Raw genomic sequence first — 19,882 nt, 5'->3', positions numbered from 1 at the left:
CGGATGGGAGGGGCCCCCGCCGTCGTGTGGATGCGTGCTCAGCGGTGGAGGTCGAAGCGGTCCAGCTCGGTGACCTTGGTCCACGCGGCGACGAAATCGCGGACGAACTTCTCGGTCGCGTCGTCCGAGGCGTACACCTCGGCGAGCGCGCGCAGCTCGGAGTTCGAGCTGAAGAGCAGATCGACGCGCGTGCCCACGCCGACCTTCTCTCCCGAACCGTCCTTCACGCCGGCGAAGGCGTGGGAGCCGGGGTCCAGCGGCGTCCACGTGGTGCCGAGGTCGAGCAGATTCACGAAGAAGTCGTTCGAGAGCACGCCGACCCGGTCCGTGAACACACCGTAGGGCGAGCCGTCCCAGTTCGCGCCCAGCACCCGCAGGCCTCCGATCAGGACGGTCATCTCCGGCGCCGTGAGCGTGAGGAGGTTCGCCTTGTCGATGAGGTGGTACTCGGCGGGCATCGGTGCCAGCGGACCCTGGTAGTTGCGGAAGCCATCGGCCGCGGGCTCCAGGTAGGCGAACGACTCGGCGTCGGTCTGCTGCTCGGAAGCGTCGGTGCGTCCAGCGTGGAACGGCACCTCCACCTCGACGCCCGCATCCGCGGCCGCCTTCTCGACGGCGGCGTTTCCCGCGATCACGATCAGGTCGGCGAGCGACACGTCGACACCCACCTGCGCGGCATCCGTCTTGATACCGCCGAGCACTCCGAGCACCCGATGCAACTGGGCGGGGTTGTTGACCTCCCAGTCCTTCTGCGGCGCGAGGCGGATGCGGGCGCCGTTGACGCCGCCGCGCTTGTCGCTGCCGCGGAACGACGATGCCGCCGCCCACGTCGTCGCGACCAGTTCGGAGACCGTCAGACCCGAGTCGAGCACGCGCGCCTTCAGGTCGGCGACCTGCGTGCCGTCCAGCCCGGTGCCGGTCGGCGCGGGGACCGGGTCCTGCCAGAGCAGCTCCTCCGCCGGCACCTCCGGTCCGAGGTAACGGGTGACGGGTCCCATGTCGCGGTGCGTGAGTTTGAACCATGCACGGGCGAACGCATCGGCGAAGGCGTCGGGGTCGTCCTTGAACTTCCGCGAGATCTTGTCGTACTCCGGGTCCATACGCAGGGCGAGATCGCTCGTGAGCATGCGCGGCTCGCGCTTGCCGTCGCTGTGCGCGAGCGGAACCATGTCGGCGCCCTGGCCGCCCTTCGGCCGCCACTGGTGCGCACCGGCGGGGCTCTTCATGAGCTCCCACTCGTACGCGTAGAGGATGTGGAAGAACTCGTTGTCCCAGCGCGTGGGGTGATAGGTCCACGTGACCTCGAGGCCGGACGTGATCGTGTCGTCACCGCGCCCCGTGCCGTGGTTGTTCTTCCAGCCGAGGCCCTGAGCCTCCAGGCCCGCCGCCTCCGGGTTGTCTTCGAGGTTGTCGTCGGATGCCGCGCCGTGCGTCTTCCCGAACGTGTGGCCGCCCGCGATGAGCGCGACGGTCTCCTCGTCGTTCATCGCCATCCGCGCGAAGGTCTCACGGATGTCACGGGCGGAGGCCAGCGGGTCGGGGTTGCCGTTCGGTCCTTCCGGGTTGACGTAGATGAGGCCCATCTGCACGGCCGCGAGGGGCCTTTCGAGTTCGCGGTCGCCGGAGTAGCGCTCGTCGCCCAGCCACGTGGTCTCGGGACCCCAGTACACGTCGTCGTCCGGCTCCCAGACGTCGGCGCGGCCGCCGGCGAAGCCGAACGTGCGGAAGCCCATCGACTCCAGCGCGACGTTGCCCGCGAGGATCATGAGGTCGGCCCAGGAGATCGACTGGCCGTACTTCTTCTTCACGGGCCAGAGCAGTCGCCGCGCCTTGTCGAGGTTGACGTTGTCGGGCCAGCTGTTCAGCGGGGCGAATCGCTGCTGACCGGCGCCGCCGCCACCGCGACCGTCGGTCACCCGATAGGTGCCGGCCGAGTGCCACGCCATGCGGATCATCAGCGGCCCGTAATGGCCGAAGTCGGCGGGCCACCAGTCCTGACTGGTGGTGAGCAGCTCCTCGATGTCCTTCTTGACGGCCGCCAGGTCGAGCGACTCGAAGGCGGCGGCGTAGTCGAAGTCCGCGTCCAGCGGGTTACGCACCTGGGGGTTCTTGGCGAGGATCTTGAGGTTGAGCTGGTTGGGCCACCACACCCGGTTGGCCGATCCACTCGTCGGATGCGGCTGTGCATGGATGACCGGGCAGGTCGCGGCCTCCTCGGCATACGCCTCGTCGGTGTCGGTGACGGTGACGGACTGGTCGATGTCGGTCGCGTCCGCGCCGATGCCGGCGCTGGTCGGGTCCTGGTCTGTCATGGTGTTCCTTCCGTGAGGGGTGGGGTGGCGGCTTGTGCGCACGCGGGGCACAGGCCCCAGTACGTCACTTCCGCCGTGGTGAGGATGAAGCCGTGGCTGTCGGAGGGTTCGAGACAGGGCGCCGCGCCGATCGCGCAGTCCACGTCGACGACCGTGCCGCACGACGTGCACACGAGGTGATGGTGGTTGTCGCTGACGCGCAGCTCGAAGAGCATCGGCCGACCCGCCGGTTCGATGCGGCGCACGAGCCCTGCGTCGGCGAAGTCGCCGAGAGCGTTGTACACCGACTGACGGCTCGCCCGCGGCATCCGCTCCGCGATCGCGAGGTAGACGTCCTCCGCGCTGGCGTGTGCGTGCGTGCGCAGCGTGTCGTAGACCGCTGCACGCGAGTCGGTGACCTTCAGACCCGCCGCCCGCAGCGCCGCCGCTGCATCGGCAGCATCGGCGCCGTGCGCGGGGGTTTCGATCGAGGCCATGCCTCCACCTTACCTAGTTTTGAAGAAATCAAAACAAAAGTGGGGTGAACATTCGCTGTGCCGCAGCTATGGATCGCCTGCACCCGGTCCGGGGAACATCGACCGTCAGTAGCGGTAATGCTCCAGCTTGTAGGGCCCCTCCACGGGAACACCGATGTACGCGGCCTGCTCCGGCGTGAGCTCGGTGAGCTGAACACCGAGCGCCGCCAGATGCAGTCGCGCCACCTTCTCATCCAGGATCTTCGGCAGCACGTACACGCCGACGGGATACTGCTCCCGCTTCGTGTACAGCTCGATCTGGGCCAGCACCTGGTTGGTGAACGACGCGCTCATCACGAAGGAGGGATGCCCGGTCGCGTTGCCGAGGTTCATCAGTCGCCCCTCGCTCATGACCAGGATGCTGCGCGGCGCACGACCGGCACCGGCAGGCAGACGGTACTCGTGCACCTGCGGCTTGATCTCGATCTTCTCGACACCCGCGATGGCCTCGAGCCCGGCCATGTCGATCTCGTCGTCGAAGTGGCCGACGTTGCCCACGATGGCGAGGTGCTTGAGGTTCTGAAGGTGCTCGACCGTCACCACGCGCGTGTTCCCCGTGCCGGTGATGAGGATGTCGACGTCGCCGATGACCGACTCCAGACGTGCGACCTGGAAGCCGTCCATCGCCGCCTGCAGCGCGCAGATGGGGTCGACCTCGCCGATGATCACGCGCGCTCCCTGGCCACGGAGCGCCTCCGCCGCCCCCTTGCCGACGTCGCCGTAGCCGACCACGTAGGCGACCTTGCCACCGATGAGCACGTCGGTCGCACGGTTGAGACCGTCCGGAAGCGAGTGGCGGATGCCGTACTTGTTGTCGAACTTGCTCTTGGTGACCGAGTCGTTGACGTTGATGCCCGGGAACAGCAGCTTTCCGGCTGCCGCGAGCTCGTACAGTCGATGAACGCCGGTCGTGGTCTCCTCGGTGACGCCGACGATCTGCGCGGCCATGCGGGTGAAGCGCTGCGGGTCGCGGGCGAGGCTCGCGCGCAGCGTGTCGAGCACGATGCGGTACTCGAGGGAGTCGTTCTCGGATGCCGCAGGCACCGCACCGGCCGCCTCGAACTCAACACCCTTATGCACGAGGAGCGTCGCGTCGCCGCCGTCGTCCAGGATGAGGTTGGGCCCGTCGAAGCCCTCGGCCGACCAGTCGAAGATGCGATCGGCCAACTGCCAGTACTCCTCGAGCGTCTCACCCTTGAACGCGAAGACCGGAACGCCGGCCGGCTGGTCCACGGTGCCGTGCGGGCCGACCGCGACCGCGGCGGCCGCCTCGTCCTGCGTGGAGAAGATGTTGCAGCTGGCCCAGCGCACCTGCGCACCCAGAGCCACGAGCGTCTCGATGAGCACCGCGGTCTGCACGGTCATGTGCAGCGACCCGGCGATGCGGGCACCGGCCAGCGGCTGGAGCGGACCGAACTCCTCGCGCAGTGCCATCAGACCGGGCATCTCGTTCTCGGCGAGGCGCAGCTGATGACGCCCCGCCTCGGCGAGGCTCAGGTCGGCGACGACGAAGTCATGGATGCGGGCGGGGGCGGCAGTGGTCGGCATCCGCCCATTCTCGCACCCTCGTCCGGACGGCGGCCGAGCCTCAGACGCGCAGCGTCTCGTGGCGGACGACGACCCACCCCTTGGGCACCGACAGGCGGTCGGTGTGGATGGCGCAGAGGTCGTGCGCGTGCGGGTCGGTCGCCGCGCCGAGCGGGCCGAGGGCGGCCATCTGATCGCCGTAGTCGTAGGTCAGGGTCGTCACGGCCTCGCGGGCACAGCCCACCTTCGAACACAGTCGGGTACGCATCGCCCTCACGCTACCGGCGGCGGCGCACGAGGCGGGGGATGCCGCGCCGCCGCCGGACGCATCGACGACCCGGACGGGGGACGCTGACCTAGACTCGGAACATGATGAGGCGGCGCGCGAGCACTCCCCCGCGGGTGCGGCCGTCCCGCCACGGACGCCACGGTCGCGAGGACCGCAGTCCCGTGGTGCGTCCGCCGCTTCCGGCGCAGGAGACGCGCGAGGAACGTTTCGACTTCGTCGTCGGCACGGCGGCGGAGTTCCTGCGCAGCGCCTGGCCGGAGCTGCGGGAGGTCCGCTTCGAAGTGGCGGCCATGCCACCGGCATCCGATGACGACGGGATCCCCCGGTGGACGGTCTCGACCGAGGAGCGGCGCATCGTGCTGTACCGTCTGCCCATCGAACGATTGGGCAGCCTGCATCGCGAGGACGAGCTGCATCGGCGCATGGCCATCGAGGGCTGCGTCTTCCGCGCGGCGGCGCAATACCTCGATCGCGACCCCTGGGATCTCGGACCGGAGCGGTTCCGCTTCCTCTGACCGTTCCGCGTGGGCGTGAGTGGCCCGCGAGGACTCAGCGAGGGTAGACGGTGACGGCCGACGCCGCCGATGCGCTCGGCGCGACGGGGTAGCCGGCGATAGCGCCGGCGGCAGCATACGTCACGCCGGCCCGGACGCTGCCCGCGCCCGGATCGATACGGTAGACCTCACCGGGGCGCACCGGGATCGTGACCGCACCGCCCCCCGGCACCGCGACGTCGGTCTTCGCGCCGGTACCGGATGCCGCCGTGAGCACGACCGTCTGGGGCTCGCCTGTCGACGAGACGATGGTCATCGTCGGCGCCGCTCCCGCGGCGACGGCGACGAGCGCGGGCGCGGAGATCGCGTCGGCGGCGACGAACCAGCCGAAGTCGCTTCCGGCTGCGAAGCCGGACGTGGCCCAGGCGGCGCCCGTCACCGGGGCCGTCGCGCTCACCCGCACCGCGTACGTGCCGGTGGCGAGTCCGCCCAGATCGAGTTTGAGAGGTACGCCCGCCTTCAGGGGGACCGCCTGCGGTGCGCCCACTGCCGCACCGTCGCGCACGACGGTGACGGTCGCCTGGGCGTCGGCGCCCGGGGAGACCAGCCGCAGCGACGTCGGGGCGTTGCTCTCGCCTGCGCCGCCCTGCGTCGTCACGACGGGAACGCCCGGGATCACGAGATCCGTGTCGGGGACGGCGGCGGCGCCGACCTGATCGACGCCGCCGGCCACGAGAACGCGCGTGAGGCTGGTCTGCAGCGCGGCGCGGATGGGGGCTTGGGCCGACGTCACGCGCAGCACCGGGTTGTCCTCGCGCAGGGCGAGGGAGGCGAGGGGGATGATCCGCTGTGTGCCGGCGGCGACCACGATCGCGTTGCCCGCGACGGGCACGGCGCCACCGGAGGCGCCGTACACGGTGATCGTGACGCGCGCCGCGACCACGCCCGGGTTTTCGAGGACGACCAGATCGGAGGCGCCCGTCCCCCCGGAGCCGCCGACGAGCCACGACTCCATCTCGGGCCGGGCGCAGGAGGACGCGGCGAACCCGCTGAGATCGTCCGCGCTCACCTGCGCCGAGGTCGCTGCAGCGATCTCGGCGGGCTGTCCGCCCACCGGAGCGGCCCGCAGCGCGGTCGGGCCTGTTCCCCCGGTCACGTCGGGGGCCGCCAGGGTGGAGGTCGCGGCATCCGTCGGGGTCGCCTTCGACAGCGCGGCGGAGGTCAGCGCGGCCGGGGCGGCATCGGTGAGCTGCGCGGCGCGGGTCGCATCGCGCCCCGGGGCCAGGACGGGACCGACGCACGTCGCGATCGATGCTGTCGCCGGCGCGTGCGCGGCGATCGAGAGGGCGGAGTCGTCGGTGTGCGTGGGAAGCGGCAGCGCGACCAATGCCGCGCCGGCCGCCACCGCGGCTGCCGTGATGACGGTGCCGACGGCGACCCGCACGGTCGTGAGGCGACGAAGGCCGGGCAGGCGGGTGCTCATCGGAGTCCTCCTCCGGACGCGCGCCGCGCGCCGATGACGCGCGGGCGACGACGGTTCAGCCGCAGGGAGCGCCGGGTGGGCAGAGCGAGCAGCAGGGCGATCAGGACGACCCCGATCTGCACCGCGGCGGTGCGGGCGTTGTCGACCGCCGATGTCGCCACGCGATCCGTGACCGGGGCGGTGACCCGCCACAGCTTGCCCTTCGCGGTGTCGCCGACGATCTCGAGATCCTGACGCTGATCGAGGGCGGTCTCGGCCGCGATGCGCACCGCACGCGCCGCGTCGCTCTCACCCTCGGCGGTGCCGCCGAGGAGCACGAACGCGACCCCGTGCGCCCCCAGACGCGCGACCGCGTCGCCCGAGGGCACGGCGATGAGCTCGGCCGTCAGCTCCGCGGCTTCGGCGTCGCCGGCATCGGTGGAAGAACGCGCCGAGCGCAGGGTGCTCTGCCCGCCCAGGGCCGAGGTCCCACCCCAGACGACATCCGTGACGACGGATCCGTCGGCCGCGGCGGTGAGCACGAAGGTGGCGTTGCCCAACCCCGATCGCCCCTCCGCCTCGACGTAGGCCGGCAGGGTGCTGCTCGGGCCGTTCGTGACGGCCGACGTGCCGCGGGGCAGCGCGGTGATCACGGGGACCGCACTGACCGCGAGGGCGGTCAGCGCCAGGGCGGCGAGCGGTCCACGGAGTCGGGGGGGCGCCGGCAACGCGTCGATCGTCAGCGCTGCCGATCCCAGCAGGGCGAGCCAGTACAGGCTGAGGGCGGCGCCCGGCCAGACCGCGATGGCGGTCCCGGCATCCGAGGTGACGACGATGCCGATGACCGCGACCGCCGTCGCGAGGGCGCTGAGCGCGATCATGAGGACGATCGCGGACGACACCGTGCGCGACACGATGGGGGCGGCCACCGCGAGCACGATCACGGGCACGACGAGCATGAACGGCCACGGCCCCGCGCCGTCGACGAGCTGACCCCAGTCCGAACCGTCCACGGTGGGGAATCCGAGCGCGAGGGCGACACGGCGGGCGAGATCGGTCGACTCCCCCGACGGCAGGGGCACGCCGGGGTCGGCGATCAGGGCCCACGGCTCGCCGGAGGTGAGACGACGCCAGATCATCGGCGCCCAGACGATCACCGACGGAACGAGCAGCCAGACGACGCGCGCGAGGCCTCGCCCCCGACCGAGCGCCGCCGTCAGCACGATCGCCACGAGCCACAGCACGATGAGCGCCGGAGCCAGCGACGGGGCGCTGGCGAGCACCGCGACAGCGATCACCGATCCCATGCCTGCCGCCGTCCACGAGCGGTGCGCCGCGACCGCTGTCCACAGCAGCCAGGGAAGCAGGAGGTGTGCGATGACGACGGTCGGCCGTCCCGACGCCAGGGCGTCGAGCAGGCTCGGCGCGAGCGCGTAGCCCACGGCCACGACGGCGCGGGCGAGCGCGTTGTCGGTCAGACGCGTGGCGGCGAACCAGGCGCCCAGGGCGGACAGGGGGATCGCCAGCACCCAGACGACGACGAGCACGCGAGAGGGCGCGGCGGGCCAGAGCGAGCCGAGCACGGCGACGACCGCACTGAACGGGTCGGCCGGCCCCTGCGTGTCCCAGCCGAGGGGCCGGGCCCCGGATGCCGCATCGGCCCAGAGCTGGCCGACGGTCGCCCGCAGCGGCGCAAGGCCTCCCCCGCCGAGCACCGGCCAGGCGAGCAGGGACAGGAAGGCGAGGACCGAGACGAGCAGGGCGCCGAGGACGATCCAGGCACCGCCCCCGGAGAAGAAGTGCAGTTCACCGCGCGCGGTGCCGTCGATGATCACGTCGTCGTCGAGACGCTGACGCAGCTCGACCCGACTGACCCGCAGCGGTGCCAGCTGCGCCCAGGAGACGCGGCGGCCGGCACGGATGCCGCGGCGTGCGCGGGCGACGGCGGCGGGACGCAGCAGCACCGTCAGCGTGGCGCCCCATTCCGGACCGATCATCGACGGACGCTTGCCGAGGAGCAGGGCGACCGAGCGGAGGACCGCCAGCGGCAGCAGGGAGAGCCAGTGCAGCGGGACGGCGACCGCCGGCGCGTACACGAGTCGGCGGTGCAGTTGCGCCGTGCGGCGGCTGTAGGCCCGACGCACCCCGACCGGCTCGAAGCGGTCGCCGAGGGTCGGCGGGTCGGTGCGATCGGGATCTGCGATGGCGACGAAAGCCTGGGGCGCGAGGACGACACGGCCGCCGCGCAGACGCGCGCGCACACCGAGGTCGAGGCCTTCGTCCGCGCCCGCCAGCGCCGAATCGAGACCGTCGAGCGCGCGCCACGCGTCGGTGCGCACCAGGATGCCGCGGACATCCGAGCCGAGAACGTCCTCGCTGGCGTCATGCTGACCCTGATCGTGCTCCCCGTCGGCGAGACCGACGGCGCGGCCGCCCCGCGTCATCGACACACCGAGAGACACGATGCGGTCGTTGTCGTCGGCGCGGACGAGTTTCGGCGCGGCGATCGCGACCGAGGGAGCGGTCTCGAGAGCGCCCATGAGGCGAACGAGCGCGTCGGGCGCGGGTGTGGTGTCCTGGTCGAGCACCCAGACGGCATCCCCGCCGAGCCGTCGGCTCGCCAGCGCGAGGGCGTCGGCGAAGGATGTCCCGCGATCGGCGGTGATGACGGCTTCGGCGGCGGACTCGCCCGCGATCCGCTGAAGCTCGCGATCGGTTGCGTGTGGGCCGCACAGCACGATGGTGAGCGTGTCGACCGGGCGCGCCTGGGCCGCGAGCGCGGAAAGGACGCGGTCGAGACGGATGTCGGTGGCCACGCGCGCATCAGGGCGCACGACCAGTAGTGCGTGAACTCGGGCGGGCATGACGTCGTCAGCCTAGGCGGGAGCCGGCGCAGAACGCGGACGTCGCCCGCGAGTCTCGTGATCGGTCACGCCGCCGCGGAAGCGGTCGTCGAGATCAGGCGCGACGCTTGAGCTTGCGGCGCTCGCGCTCGCTGAGTCCGCCCCAGATGCCGAAGCGCTCGTCGTTCTGCAGGGCGTACTCGAGGCACTCGCCGCGCACGTCGCACGAGGTGCAGATGCGCTTCGCGTCGCGTGTCGAGCCGCCCTTCTCCGGGAAGAAGGCCTCGGGGTCGGTCTGCGCACAGAGGGCGTCGGCCTGCCAGGCGAGCGCGGTGTCCTCGTCGGCGACGGACGGACGACGCACTCCCGGCACACCCAGATTGACCGGGTCGACGAACCAGTTGTCGGGGACGCCGGAGCGGTAACCCGTCATATCGTTCTCCCCACGTTTTCCCGATGCGCCGATGCGCGTGTTGGAATAATTACACCCTTGTCATTCGCCGCGGTCAAGTCGCAGATCGTAAACCCTCAACACGGGATTGAACCTTCACCCGCATCCCGTCCGGCGTGTCGCCCGCGCGGACCCGGCGTGAGACGCGCGCACGAGATGCGCGCGCGCCGCGCCTCACGCGCGCCCGGGCTGCGCGACGAACACCGCGCCGGCGCCGGAGATGTCCACGCGCTCTTCGCGTCCGACGTACACGGCGGCGCCGGGAACGAGCGACGCCACGGCATCCGCGGTGCGCACCTCGACCTCGCCCGCCGTCGCCAAGACGATCGCCGGCCCCCGCAGCGCCACCGTGACCGGCTGGTCGACGGTGACGGTGACGGCCGTCAGCGCGAAGTCGCGGACCGGCGGCGCGTACTCGCGCACACCCGGCGCGATCTCCTGCGGCACGACGAGCGGGGCGGGCCCGGTTGCGACGTCGACCACGCGCATGAGCTCAGGCACGTCGACGTGCTTGGGCGTCAGTCCGCCGCGCAGCACGTTGTCGCTGGCGGCCATGAGCTCGACGCCGAGCCCCGACTGGTAGGCGTGCAGCACGCCGGCGGGGGCGAAGAGCGCCTGACCGGGCCGGAGGATCACGAGGTTCATCAGCAGCGCGACGATGAGGCCCGGGTCGCCGGGGAAGTCGGCGGCCGCGGCGCGCAGCGTGGCGATCTCCTCGGCGAACTCATCGCTGTCGGCGCGCTCGAGCGCCCGGACGAGGTCCGCGACGAGGTCGGCATCGGCGTCGGTGAGCGCCCACGCCAGCAGATCGCGGACGACGGATGCCGGGGCCGCGGCATCTGCCCCCGTCGCCGCACCGTCGGCGCCCTCCGCACCGACGTCCGCCCCGAGCCGCTGCGTCAGCGCGGCAGGGGCGGGCCCCTCCCCCAGCGCGGCGACGAGGCGCCGGGTGTCGTCGAGCGGGCGGATCCCGACGAGCGCACGGAACTCGTCGCTGAGCGCGACGATGATCTCCGGCTTGTGGTTGGCGTCGCGATAGAGGCGATCCGCGGCGTCACGCGGCACCCCGGCATCCTCTTCGCGTGCGAAGCTCTCGCGGGCCTGCGCGATCGTCGGGTGCGCCTGGATCGACAGCGAGGATGCCGCCGCGAGCACTTTCAGCAGGAACGGCAGCGGCTGCTCGCCGGCGGCGGCGAGGGCCTCGTCGAGGGTCTGTCCCGACCCGTCGGCGACGACGGAGGGGCAGCCGGGATGGTCGCCGTACCAGACCTCGGCCTCGGGGCGCCCGGTGGGCTCGCGCCCCTCCAGCGCGGGGATGAGGTCGACCGATCCCCAGGAGTAGTCGCGCGGGGTGTTGGAGATCGGGATCAGCATGCGACCAGCCTAGAACCGCTCCGAGAACGGTCCCGGCGGCGCCCGGTCGGGCACGGGTGCGCGCGATACCCTGATCACACCATGGCCGTCCACACGAAGCATCCCGTCGCGGCGCCGCCGTCCGCGCCGACCCGGGAGAAGACGGGCCACATCCTGCTGCGCGGCTGGTGCATCTTCGTCATCGCCGCAGCGATCGCGGGCACCTCCTGGTTGATGGCGCTCGGGACCGTCGGCTCGGGGGTCGTCGCGTTCGGCTCGGGGATCGTGTCGATCGTGCTGTGGATCGTCCTGCGGCCCGAGGTGCAGTGGCGCCGTCTGCCGTGGTTCGGCGTGCTGTACGTGGTGTGGGCGGTGACGTCGCTCATCTGGACGGCGTATCCGTCGGCGACGACGCTGACGCTGCTGCTGCTTCTCACGACGACCGTGCAGGCGATGTTCGTGGGGTCGGTGCTGACCTGGCGCGAACTCGTGCGGGCGATCGCGTCGGCGCTGAAGTGGATCCTCGCGCTGTCGCTCCTGCTCGAGCTGTGGGTGTCACTCTTCTGGCACGGGCCGATGCTGCCGGAGTTCGTGCGGCCCGACCCCGGCACCAAGTACGACCCGATCGTCTACTGGGTGCGCGACAACCTGTTCGACGGCGGGCGGTTGCAGGGCGTGTTCGGCAACGCGAACCCGCTCGCCTATGCGGCGCTGCTGGGGATGATCGTCTTCGCCATCCGGTTCGCGTCGCGGGCCCCCAGGCGGAGCCTCCTCGTGGCGTGGTTCGCGCTGGCGGCGTTCCTGTTCGTGCGGGCCGGATCGGCGACGGCGTGGCTCGCCGCGGTGGCGGGCGTTGTCGTGCTCACCACGGCGCTGCTCATGCGAACGACCCGGCGCGCCGGCGAGCGCACCCGGTATTACGTGGCATATGCCGTCGTCGGCATCGGTGGGCTCACGACCCTGTGGCTGCTGCGCGAGCGCATCTTCTCGGCGCTGGGGCGGTCGTCCGACCTCACCGGGCGGGAGGGGATCTGGGAGATCGTCGCGCAGAAGGCGGCCGAGCGCCCGGTGATCGGCTGGGGCTTCTCCACGCCGTGGGTGCCGAGTGACCCGTTCTTCGATGGCTGGATCACCGACCACGGCGAGACCGTCATGCAGGCGCACAACATGTGGCTGGACGTGTACTTCCAGTTGGGGATCATCGGCCTGGTCCTCGTCGCGCTGACGTTCCTGGCGTACGTCTGGCGGTCGTGGTTCTTCGCCGTGGACCGGCCCCGGTGGGACCTCGTGGCCGACCGGCCGTACTCGGCGGTGACGCTGCTGCCGACGCTCGTCGCGGCGATCCTGCTCGTGCAGGGACTCGCCGAGTCGGGGCCGCTGCTCGGGTGGGGCTGGTTCTTCGTCATCATGCTGGCGTTCAAGATCAAGCAGGCGCCGCTCCTCGGTCGCGGACCGTCCGAGCAGCGCCTGGTCGGCGAGCAGGGCGAGATCGCACGGATGGCGCGATGACGGCGGATGCCGCCGGCACCGGCCCCCGCGACGCCGATCGCGGCCGCGACGCGAGCGGTGCAGTGCGGCGGCTCTTGGGGTCGGCCGATTTCGCGCGGGCGTTCACGCTGACGACGTTCGCGGCGCTCGTGGGGTCGCACCTCATCGAGCGGGTGGCGGGGATCGTGACGCTGCGCGCCGTTGTGGCGGGACTGTGCGTGTTCGCCCTCGGCATCCTTTCGGCGCGGCGTGAGGAGATCTCGCTGCTGCGCCTCGTGCCGACGACGCTGCTGCTGCTGGTGGCCTGGGCGTTCGCGAGCGTGTTCTGGAGTTCCGACCCGTTCACGAGCCTCGGGCGGTGGACCGCGATGGCGGCGGTGGCGCTGCTGGCGGTGACGATCGGGCACATCCGCGACACGCTGCAGACGGTGCGGGCGCTCGGCGATGTGCTCCGCGCCGCGCTCGGGCTGTCGCTCGGGCTCGAGGTGCTCTCCGGCATTCTGCTGGACGTGCCGCTGAAGTTCCTCGGGATCCAGGGGAACATCGCGGCCCTCGGCCCCATCCAGGGGATCTTCGGCACCCGCAACATGCTGGGGATCATCACGGTGGTCGCGATGATCACCTTCGCGGTGGAGATGCGCACGCAGTCGGTGCGGCCGGGGACGGCGGCCGCGTCGCTGACGCTGGCGGCCGCGCTCGGTCTGCTGTCGGCGTCGCCGACCGTCCTCGTGCTCGCGGTGGCGGTGGGAACGGCGACGGCGGTGCTCATGCTGGTGCGCGCCGTGCCGGCGGAGCGACGCCGTGCGGTGCAGTGGTCGCTCGCGGCGGTGGTGGCCGCGGCATCCGTCGCGGGGTACGTGCAGCGCGCGCGGATCCTCGACGCGCTCGGAGCGACCGACGACCTGTCGATGCGGACACGACTGTGGTCGCTGGCGGGGTTCTACACGTCGAAGCGGCCGGTGCAGGGCTGGGGCTGGTTCGGGCCGTGGGAGGTCGACGAGCAGCCGTTCTTCACGATCAATCAGCTGCTGGGGCAGCATCACACGACGGCGCTGAACGCCTACGTCGACGTGCTGCTGCAGCTGGGGTGGGCGGGCCTGCTGCTGCTGTGCGCGCTCGGGGGCGTGGCGCTTGTGCGGTCGTGGATGACCGCGAGCCAGCGGCGCTCGATCGTCTATGCGTGGACGCCGCTGATGCTCGTGGCGCTCGCGGTGACGAGCGTGTTCGAGTCGGTCGCGTTGTTCGGGGTGGGGTGGATGCTGCTGTGCCTGTGCGCGGTGCGGGCCGGGCAGTCGCGGTCGTGGCGCGACCGGCTGACCGGCGACGTCCCCACGGGGTCGTTCTCGCTGCCGCGGTAGCCCCTCACGCCGCCACCGACGCGGATCGCGGCGTATGATCTGGTGTATGCGGCGCACGAACATCTACCTGGAGGAGCGCCAGACCCGCGCTCTCGACAGGCTCGCCGACGCAGAGGGGACGTCGAGGGCGGAGATCATCCGTCGACTCATCGACCGTGCGCTCGACACAGGCGCGGATCGGCGAAACCTTCTCCTCGCGGCCATCGACGCGTCGGCGGGTGCGGCCCCGGAGCTGTCTGTGCCCGCACGCGCAGGGAGCGAGCGCGAGCAGTGGCTCGAGCGACTGCGACAGGACACCGTGTGATCATCGTCGACACCGACGTGCTCATCGCCCATCTCCGAGGCTCCACAAGCGCTCACGCGTGGCTCCGGCGCGTTGCTGCCGATGAGGATCTCGCGATCAGCGTCGTGACCGTCGCGGAGATCATGGGCGGCATGCGCTCGGCTGAGCGCACAGCCGTGCGCGCGCTGCTGTCAGCGCTGCCCGCGATACCGGTGAGCGAGGTCATCGCGGCACGCGCCGGCGATCTGCAGCGGGAGTTCCGACGCAGCCACCAAGGCATCTCCCTGGGCGACTATCTGATCGCAGGGACGGCAGACACGGTCGGAGCGACGGTGGCGACACTGAACACCAGACACTTCCCGATGTTCGAGGGCCTCCAGCCGCCGTTTCGCCCCTGACCGCTCACGCCGCCAGCTGGCGGCTGTGGGCGAGAGTGCGCGCGACCAAGCGGTTGCGGTCGGCACGATCGCGCAGATTCAGAATGCTGGAGCCAGCTGCGGCGGGTGTCGGCATCCATTTCTGCGCGTTCGCGCAGATCTTGGACTCAGGCTCTCACAGGGCGCCGGGATAGGATGGTCCGGTCATGACACTCACTTCTTCGCGCCCCGACGCGGCTCGGGACGAGCAGTTCGCGCCGTCGAGCGCGACGATCGCGATCGTCACCTTCAACCGTTCCGGGCTGCTGACGCGTCTGCTGACGAGCATCACCGCGATGGACCCGAAGCCCGGGCACGTGGTGATCATCGACAACGCGTCGACCGACGACACGACCGACGTCGTGGAGTCCTTCCGCGACTCGATCGGCACCGAGATCGTCTACCGGCGTCTCGACACGAACACCGGCGGGTCGGGCGGCTTCAGCGAGGGGATGCGGGTCGCGTACGAGCTGGGCTCGACGTGGATCTGGCTGATGGACGACGATGTCGAGGTCGTGCCCGATGGCCTGGCGAAGATGGGCAAGTGGGCGCCGCGGTTCCGGTCGATCCAGGGGCGGCGCTACGACTTCGACGGCAGCGAGTTCTACTGGCAATACCGGGTGGCCGAGCGCCTCGGCATCCCCATTCCCTTCGCGCCGAGCGGATTCGACGAGTCGGGGTACAAGGAGATGAACTCGGGATGCTTCGAGGGCATGTTCATCCACCGCGACGTCGTCGCGCAGATCGGACTGCCCGACCCCCGGTTCTTCATCTACTGGGACGACCAGACCTACGGGTGGCTGGCGTCGCGCGTGACGAGGTCGGTGATCGTCGACGAGTTCGTGCTGCGCCGCACGCGCGAGATCAAGCAGTGGGACATGGGCATCCGCCACATGAACGCCTCGAGCGACGCCTACCGGTACTACATCATGCGCAACCGCGCGCACATCAAGCAGTACTACCGGGCGTTGGGCGTCTACCACCCCATCTCGTTCGCGCTCGGCACGACGCTGACCTTCGGCAAGGAGATCATCCGGCTGCTGTTCGTGGAGCGGAAGGTGCGGGGCATGTCGAACCTGTTCCGGGGCCTGCGCGACGGGCGCAAGATCTCCCGCGACCGCGACTGGCAGCCGATGCCGGCGCTCGTCCCGGCGCGCGGCTGACCGCCGACCCGCACCCATCGTTCGTCTCCCCAGGCGGGCATCAACCCTCGACACTTTGGAGTTCACAGCGTGGAATACCTGCTGCAGAAGACCGTCCTGCCGCTCGATCGTGACCCCGACATCCTGCCCCTGTATGTCGACCCCGAGACCTGGTCGACGATCGACGAGGAGCCCGTCCGCATCTCCAGCCGCGCGCAGCTGGGCAACATCCTGGGTCGCGATCGCGCGCGCATCCTGCCCGGACGGCGCGTGTCGTTCGGCACGTACTTCAACGCCTTCCCGGCGTCGTACTGGCAGCACTGGACGACCGTGCGCAGCGTGACCCTGCGGGTGCGCACCGAGGGCAAGGTCACGGTGCTCGTCTACCGGTCGAACGGCGGCGGCGTGCGCCAGCGCATCGAGACCTTCGAGGTCGACGGCGTGAGCGAGGTGTCCTTGCCGATAATCCTCAACCAGTACAGCGACGGCGGCTGGATCTGGTTCGACGTCGTCGCCGACGACGCGACGGCGCAGTTCACGGGCGCCGAGTGGGTCACCGAAGACGAGCCTGCCCGCGCCGGCAAGGCATCCCTCGGCATCACCACCTACAACAAGCCCGAGTACTGCGTCGAAACGCTCGCGAACCTTGCCGACTCCCCCGATGTGCTCGAACTGGTCGACCGCATCTTCGTCGTCGATCAGGGCACGCAGCTCGTCGCCGACCGGCCCGAGTACCCGAAGCTGGAAGAGCTCCTGGGCGACCAGCTCCAGGTGCTGCGCCAGCCGAACCTGGGCGGCTCGGGCGGCTTCGCCCGCGCGATGTCCGAAACCCTCGCCCGGCCGGAGAGCGACTTCGTCCAGCTGCTCGACGACGACGTACGGGTCGAGCCGGAGTCCATCCGGCGCTCGATCGTCTTCGGCCGCTTCGCGCGAACGCCCATGCTCGTCGGCGGTCACATGTTCGACCTGCTCGACCGGCCCAAGCTGCACGCGTGGGCCGAGGTGGTCGACAACACCCCCTTCATGTGGCGCAATCTCTTCCAGGAGAAGATGCCGCACGACTTCAGCACGCAGAATCTCCGCCAATCGCCGCTGCTACACATGCGGATGGACGCGGAGTACAACGGCTGGTGGATGTGCCTCATCCCCGTCGCCGCGATCCGCGAGGTCGGCCTGTCGCTGCCGGCGTTCATCAAGTGGGACGACGCGGAGTTCTGCCTCCGCGCCGGTGAGGCCGGCTTCCCCATCGTGTCGATGCCGGGCGTCGCGCTGTGGCACGTGTCCTGGCTCGGGAAGGACGACGCGATCGACTGGCAGGCGTACTTCCACGCGCGCAATCGACTGGTCGCGGCGCTGCTGCACTCCCGGGCCGATCGCGGCGGCACGTTGATCCGGCACAGTCGCCGCGTCGACCTGAAGCACCTCATGATGATGCAGTACTACCCGGTGGAGCTGCGCCTGCGCGCGTTGCGCGACGTGCTCTCCGGCCCCGACCACATGTGGCGGAACCTCGCGACGGCGATGCCCGCGGCGCGCGAAGTCGCGAAGCGCTTCCCGGAGACCGTGATCCACAAGGACATCGACGGCCTCCTCCGCGCGCGCAGGGGCCGTCAGGTCTTCAGCCGCCTCAAGCGCAATGTGTTCGACAGTCCCACGGGCCTGCGCCTGCGCACCTTCACGGCGAGCGTCCTGCTCTCGCACTGGTTCCACTCCCCCCGGCCGGAAAACGTCGCCCAACCCGAGGTCGAGTTCGGCAAGGGGGATGCCAACTGGTGGCGCCTCCCCCTCTACGACAGCGCACTCGTCAGCGCCGCGGACGGTTCGGGCAAGAACATCTACACGCGCGATCGCGCGACCTTCCGCCGCATGCTCACCGAGACCGTCCGCCTGCACTGGCGTCTGCAGCGGAGTTGGCCGCGCCTGTCGCGCCAGTACCGTAGGGCGCTCGGCGACTTGACCTCGCATGACGCGTGGCTGGCGTACTTCGAGCGGGAGTCCGCTCAGCGCGGCGCGTAGTCCGCGTTGTACGCGGCGAGGACATCCGCGATGGGCGCATCGAGCTTTAGCGCACCCTTGTCGAGGTACAGGCCCCGCGTGCAGAAGCGGCGCAGGTCCTTCTCGTTGTGGCTGACGAAGAAGAGCGTCCGCCCCTCCGCGAGCATCTCGTCGATGCGCCGGTAGCACTTCTCCCGGAAGGCCTTGTCACCGACGGCGAGCACCTCGTCGACGAGCATCGTCGGCTCATCGAGCTGCGAGACCACGGCGAAGGCGAGGCGCACTTTCATGCCGCTGGAGAGGTGCTTGTAGGGCGTGTCGACGAAGTTCTCGATCTCGGCGAAGGCGATGATGTCGTCGAATCGGCGGGCGACTTCGGCTTTGGACATCCCGTGGAGCCCAGCTGTCAGGCGGACGTTCTCGCGCACCGTGAGGTCGCCGACGAAGCCGCCCGTGATCTCGATGAGCGGGGCCACTCCCCCGTGCACCGTCACCGAGCCCTCATCGGGGAGCAGGACGCCCGCGACGAGCTTGAGGAGCGTGGACTTGCCCTGGCCGTTGCGGCCCACGACGCCGATCGCCTCGCCGCGGCGCACGTCGAACGACACGTTCCGCAGCGCCCAGAACTCACCCGGGCGCGCACGCCGGGTAGAGCTCCCGAAGAGGTCCTTGAGGCTGCGCCGGCCGCGTCGACTGCGTCGGAAGTGCACGCCGAGGTCGGTCACGCGGATCGCGATCGAGCCGGTCATTTGCTCTCCGAGCCGTACGCTGCCCACAATGCGAACGCGGCGAGGCTATGCGCATCTCGAATCTCGCCCGACCGAATCAGCCCGTGGATGTCACCCACCGCTGTCCACCGGACCGCGGCGACTTCTCCGTCTGCAGGAGAATCCGGGGCGTTCGTCGTCGCGCAACGAACGACCCCGACGCACTGCGGGTAGACAGCGGTATCGGTGACGTATTCGCCGAGGAGAACCGGCTCGCGAGCCGACTTTCCCGTCTCTTCGAACAACTCGCGAAGAGCGGCTTCAACATAAGTGTTGATACCTTCGTGCACCTCTTCGGGTTCTGCCCATCCGCGAGGAAGCTCCCAGAACCACTGCTCAGCGGCGGGCCGGAACGAGCGAACCAGCAGAATCTGCTCCTTTCCACCGTCGCGACGCGTGGCGATCACAACCGCTCCACGCCCGGTGCCCGTGATCAGCCGAAACCACTGTTTACGCGTTGCACCTTCCCGTGGGGACTCCTCTCGCATCTGGAGGTCGACGTGGAGCCCCGTCTGGGCCGTGTAAACAGACGTGTAATCCTCAGTCATCGCTGTCCACCTTCCGTCGCCGCGGAGTTCTCTCGATGCAAGACCAACACCGCGTGAGGTTCACGCACCATGAGCAATGCGATGTCTCGCATCGCACCATACGGAATCGTGGTGGCCGCAACGATCGCGAAGACGATCCATGCGAAGGGCCCGTCGGAAGCCAGCCAGGGTAGGAACGGAAGAGCGAAGACAATCAGGATCGCCGCGACGAGCACGCGCACCGAAGAAGCGATGACAACGTTTCGGCGGCGTGGCCGAGGCGCTTGCGCCATGGCGACATAGGCGAGTGATCGCACAGAAGACTGACGCGGATGCTCGACGAGTCTCTCGCGAAGAGCTGTTGTGCAACCGCGTGCCTCTGCCACCGCTGCGGGAGTCGCCATCTCGGCCCAGGTCTTGAGTCTCTCCGGCAAAGCAAGCATCACCGCGCCCTGACGTTCTTCAGGTCGTGACGCGTGCGATCCGCGAAACGAGAGCCAATCCGCGCGTGCGTTCTCCGCGATGAGCCGCATGTACGCATCGCTCCACCAGTCACGAAGGACCGCTCGCTCTTCATGGGTCAACACAGACAGCCGGTGTCGGCGGCGCGTGAATCCTGGTCACTTTCGGCGCTCGAAAAGTGAACGGTTGCGGGCAGTC

18 protein-coding genes are annotated in these 19,882 nt (G+C 70.2%); 7 read left to right on the top strand and 11 right to left on the bottom strand.

Translation table 11 applies throughout. From position 1 onward, the window contains the following. Positions 1 to 38: 38 nt before the first annotated feature. The 4 genes from katG to AS96_RS03210 all read right to left on the bottom strand — a co-directional run bounded on the left by katG (position 39) and on the right by AS96_RS03210 (position 4,622). Positions 39 to 2,312 carry a catalase/peroxidase HPI gene (gene katG, locus AS96_RS03225; RefSeq protein WP_036285615.1) on the bottom strand — a complete coding sequence of 758 codons (2,274 nt, stop codon included), beginning with the start codon at positions 2,310 to 2,312 and terminating at the stop codon, positions 39 to 41. After that, positions 2,309 to 2,788: a Fur family transcriptional regulator gene (locus AS96_RS03220; RefSeq protein ID WP_036285613.1), complete on the bottom strand. Its 480-nt coding sequence runs from the start codon at positions 2,786 to 2,788 to the stop codon at positions 2,309 to 2,311. Before AS96_RS03220 ends, katG begins: the two co-directional genes overlap by 4 nt. A 105-nt stretch (positions 2,789 to 2,893) precedes the next feature. Beyond that, complete coding sequence (gene ahcY / locus AS96_RS03215; protein WP_036285611.1) at positions 2,894 to 4,375, bottom strand: adenosylhomocysteinase; 1,482 nt, start codon at positions 4,373 to 4,375, stop codon at positions 2,894 to 2,896. Positions 4,376 to 4,415: 40 nt separating this feature from the next. Continuing rightward, on the bottom strand, positions 4,416 to 4,622 hold the full coding sequence (locus tag AS96_RS03210) for a DUF3499 family protein (RefSeq protein ID WP_005048283.1): 207 nt from the start codon (positions 4,620 to 4,622) through the stop codon (positions 4,416 to 4,418). Between the two features lie 101 nt (positions 4,623 to 4,723). Here AS96_RS03210 and AS96_RS03205 point away from each other — a divergent pair, with 101 nt between their 5' ends. After that, positions 4,724 to 5,158: a metallopeptidase family protein gene (locus AS96_RS03205; RefSeq protein WP_036285607.1), complete on the top strand. Its 435-nt coding sequence runs from the start codon at positions 4,724 to 4,726 to the stop codon at positions 5,156 to 5,158. A gap of 34 nt (positions 5,159 to 5,192) precedes the next feature. On the opposite strand, the gene AS96_RS03200 is transcribed toward AS96_RS03205, so the two are convergent. The 4 genes from AS96_RS03200 to manA form a co-directional block, all read right to left on the bottom strand. Then, entirely contained in the window at positions 5,193 to 6,620 is a 1,428-nt protein-coding gene (locus tag AS96_RS03200; RefSeq protein WP_036285604.1) for a DUF5719 family protein, read from the bottom strand. Continuing rightward, positions 6,617 to 9,463 carry a glycosyltransferase gene (locus tag AS96_RS03195; RefSeq protein ID WP_036285602.1) on the bottom strand — a complete coding sequence of 949 codons (2,847 nt, stop codon included), beginning with the start codon at positions 9,461 to 9,463 and terminating at the stop codon, positions 6,617 to 6,619. The genes AS96_RS03200 and AS96_RS03195 overlap by 4 nt, the downstream gene beginning before the upstream one ends. 94 nt (positions 9,464 to 9,557) lie before the next feature. After that, the gene (locus AS96_RS03190) at positions 9,558 to 9,875 is read right to left on the bottom strand and encodes a WhiB family transcriptional regulator (RefSeq protein WP_005048276.1); all 318 of its coding nucleotides are present in this window, start codon (positions 9,873 to 9,875) and stop codon (positions 9,558 to 9,560) included. A gap of 192 nt (positions 9,876 to 10,067) precedes the next feature. After that, on the bottom strand, positions 10,068 to 11,267 hold the full coding sequence (manA, locus tag AS96_RS03185; RefSeq protein WP_036285600.1) for a mannose-6-phosphate isomerase, class I: 1,200 nt from the start codon (positions 11,265 to 11,267) through the stop codon (positions 10,068 to 10,070). 81 nt (positions 11,268 to 11,348) lie between these two features. Here manA and AS96_RS03180 point away from each other — a divergent pair, with 81 nt between their 5' ends. The 6 genes from AS96_RS03180 to AS96_RS03155 all read left to right on the top strand — a co-directional run bounded on the left by AS96_RS03180 (position 11,349) and on the right by AS96_RS03155 (position 17,949). Beyond that, the gene (locus AS96_RS03180) at positions 11,349 to 12,755 is read left to right on the top strand and encodes an O-antigen ligase family protein (protein ID WP_036285598.1); all 1,407 of its coding nucleotides are present in this window, start codon (positions 11,349 to 11,351) and stop codon (positions 12,753 to 12,755) included. Beyond that, positions 12,752 to 14,092 (top strand): O-antigen ligase family protein, encoded by a 1,341-nt coding sequence (locus AS96_RS03175; RefSeq protein WP_231477075.1) that lies wholly within the window; start codon positions 12,752 to 12,754, stop codon positions 14,090 to 14,092. The genes AS96_RS03180 and AS96_RS03175 overlap by 4 nt, the downstream gene beginning before the upstream one ends. A 46-nt stretch (positions 14,093 to 14,138) precedes the next feature. Then, positions 14,139 to 14,396 (top strand): CopG family transcriptional regulator, encoded by a 258-nt coding sequence (locus AS96_RS03170; RefSeq protein ID WP_036285596.1) that lies wholly within the window; start codon positions 14,139 to 14,141, stop codon positions 14,394 to 14,396. Next, positions 14,393 to 14,773 carry a type II toxin-antitoxin system VapC family toxin gene (locus AS96_RS03165; protein WP_036285594.1) on the top strand — a complete coding sequence of 127 codons (381 nt, stop codon included), beginning with the start codon at positions 14,393 to 14,395 and terminating at the stop codon, positions 14,771 to 14,773. The genes AS96_RS03170 and AS96_RS03165 overlap by 4 nt, the downstream gene beginning before the upstream one ends. A 185-nt stretch (positions 14,774 to 14,958) precedes the next feature. Then, positions 14,959 to 15,954 carry a glycosyltransferase family 2 protein gene (locus tag AS96_RS03160; protein WP_036285592.1) on the top strand — a complete coding sequence of 332 codons (996 nt, stop codon included), beginning with the start codon at positions 14,959 to 14,961 and terminating at the stop codon, positions 15,952 to 15,954. A gap of 69 nt (positions 15,955 to 16,023) precedes the next feature. Continuing rightward, positions 16,024 to 17,949 (top strand): glycosyltransferase, encoded by a 1,926-nt coding sequence (locus AS96_RS03155; protein WP_036285590.1) that lies wholly within the window; start codon positions 16,024 to 16,026, stop codon positions 17,947 to 17,949. On the opposite strand, the gene AS96_RS03150 is transcribed toward AS96_RS03155, so the two are convergent. The 3 genes from AS96_RS03150 to AS96_RS15200 are packed head-to-tail and all read right to left on the bottom strand — an operon-like array spanning position 17,934 to position 19,755. Beyond that, on the bottom strand, positions 17,934 to 18,677 hold the full coding sequence (locus AS96_RS03150; RefSeq protein ID WP_036285588.1) for an ABC transporter ATP-binding protein: 744 nt from the start codon (positions 18,675 to 18,677) through the stop codon (positions 17,934 to 17,936). The two genes, AS96_RS03155 and AS96_RS03150, sit on opposite strands and share 16 nt — an antisense overlap. Beyond that, positions 18,674 to 19,243, bottom strand: a complete 570-nt coding sequence (locus tag AS96_RS03145) for an NUDIX hydrolase (RefSeq protein WP_081767961.1) — start codon at positions 19,241 to 19,243, stop codon at positions 18,674 to 18,676. Before AS96_RS03145 ends, AS96_RS03150 begins: the two co-directional genes overlap by 4 nt. Continuing rightward, positions 19,240 to 19,755, bottom strand: a complete 516-nt coding sequence (locus tag AS96_RS15200; RefSeq protein WP_155947514.1) for a hypothetical protein — start codon at positions 19,753 to 19,755, stop codon at positions 19,240 to 19,242. Before AS96_RS15200 ends, AS96_RS03145 begins: the two co-directional genes overlap by 4 nt. Between the last annotated feature and the right edge of the window lie 127 nt (positions 19,756 to 19,882).

The organism is Microbacterium sp. MRS-1 (assembly GCF_000585455.1).
Lineage (GTDB): Bacteria > Actinomycetota > Actinomycetes > Actinomycetales > Microbacteriaceae > Microbacterium > Microbacterium laevaniformans.
The sequence above is the reverse complement of the archived record's forward strand: the minus strand, read 5'-3'. Positions and strand labels throughout refer to the sequence as shown.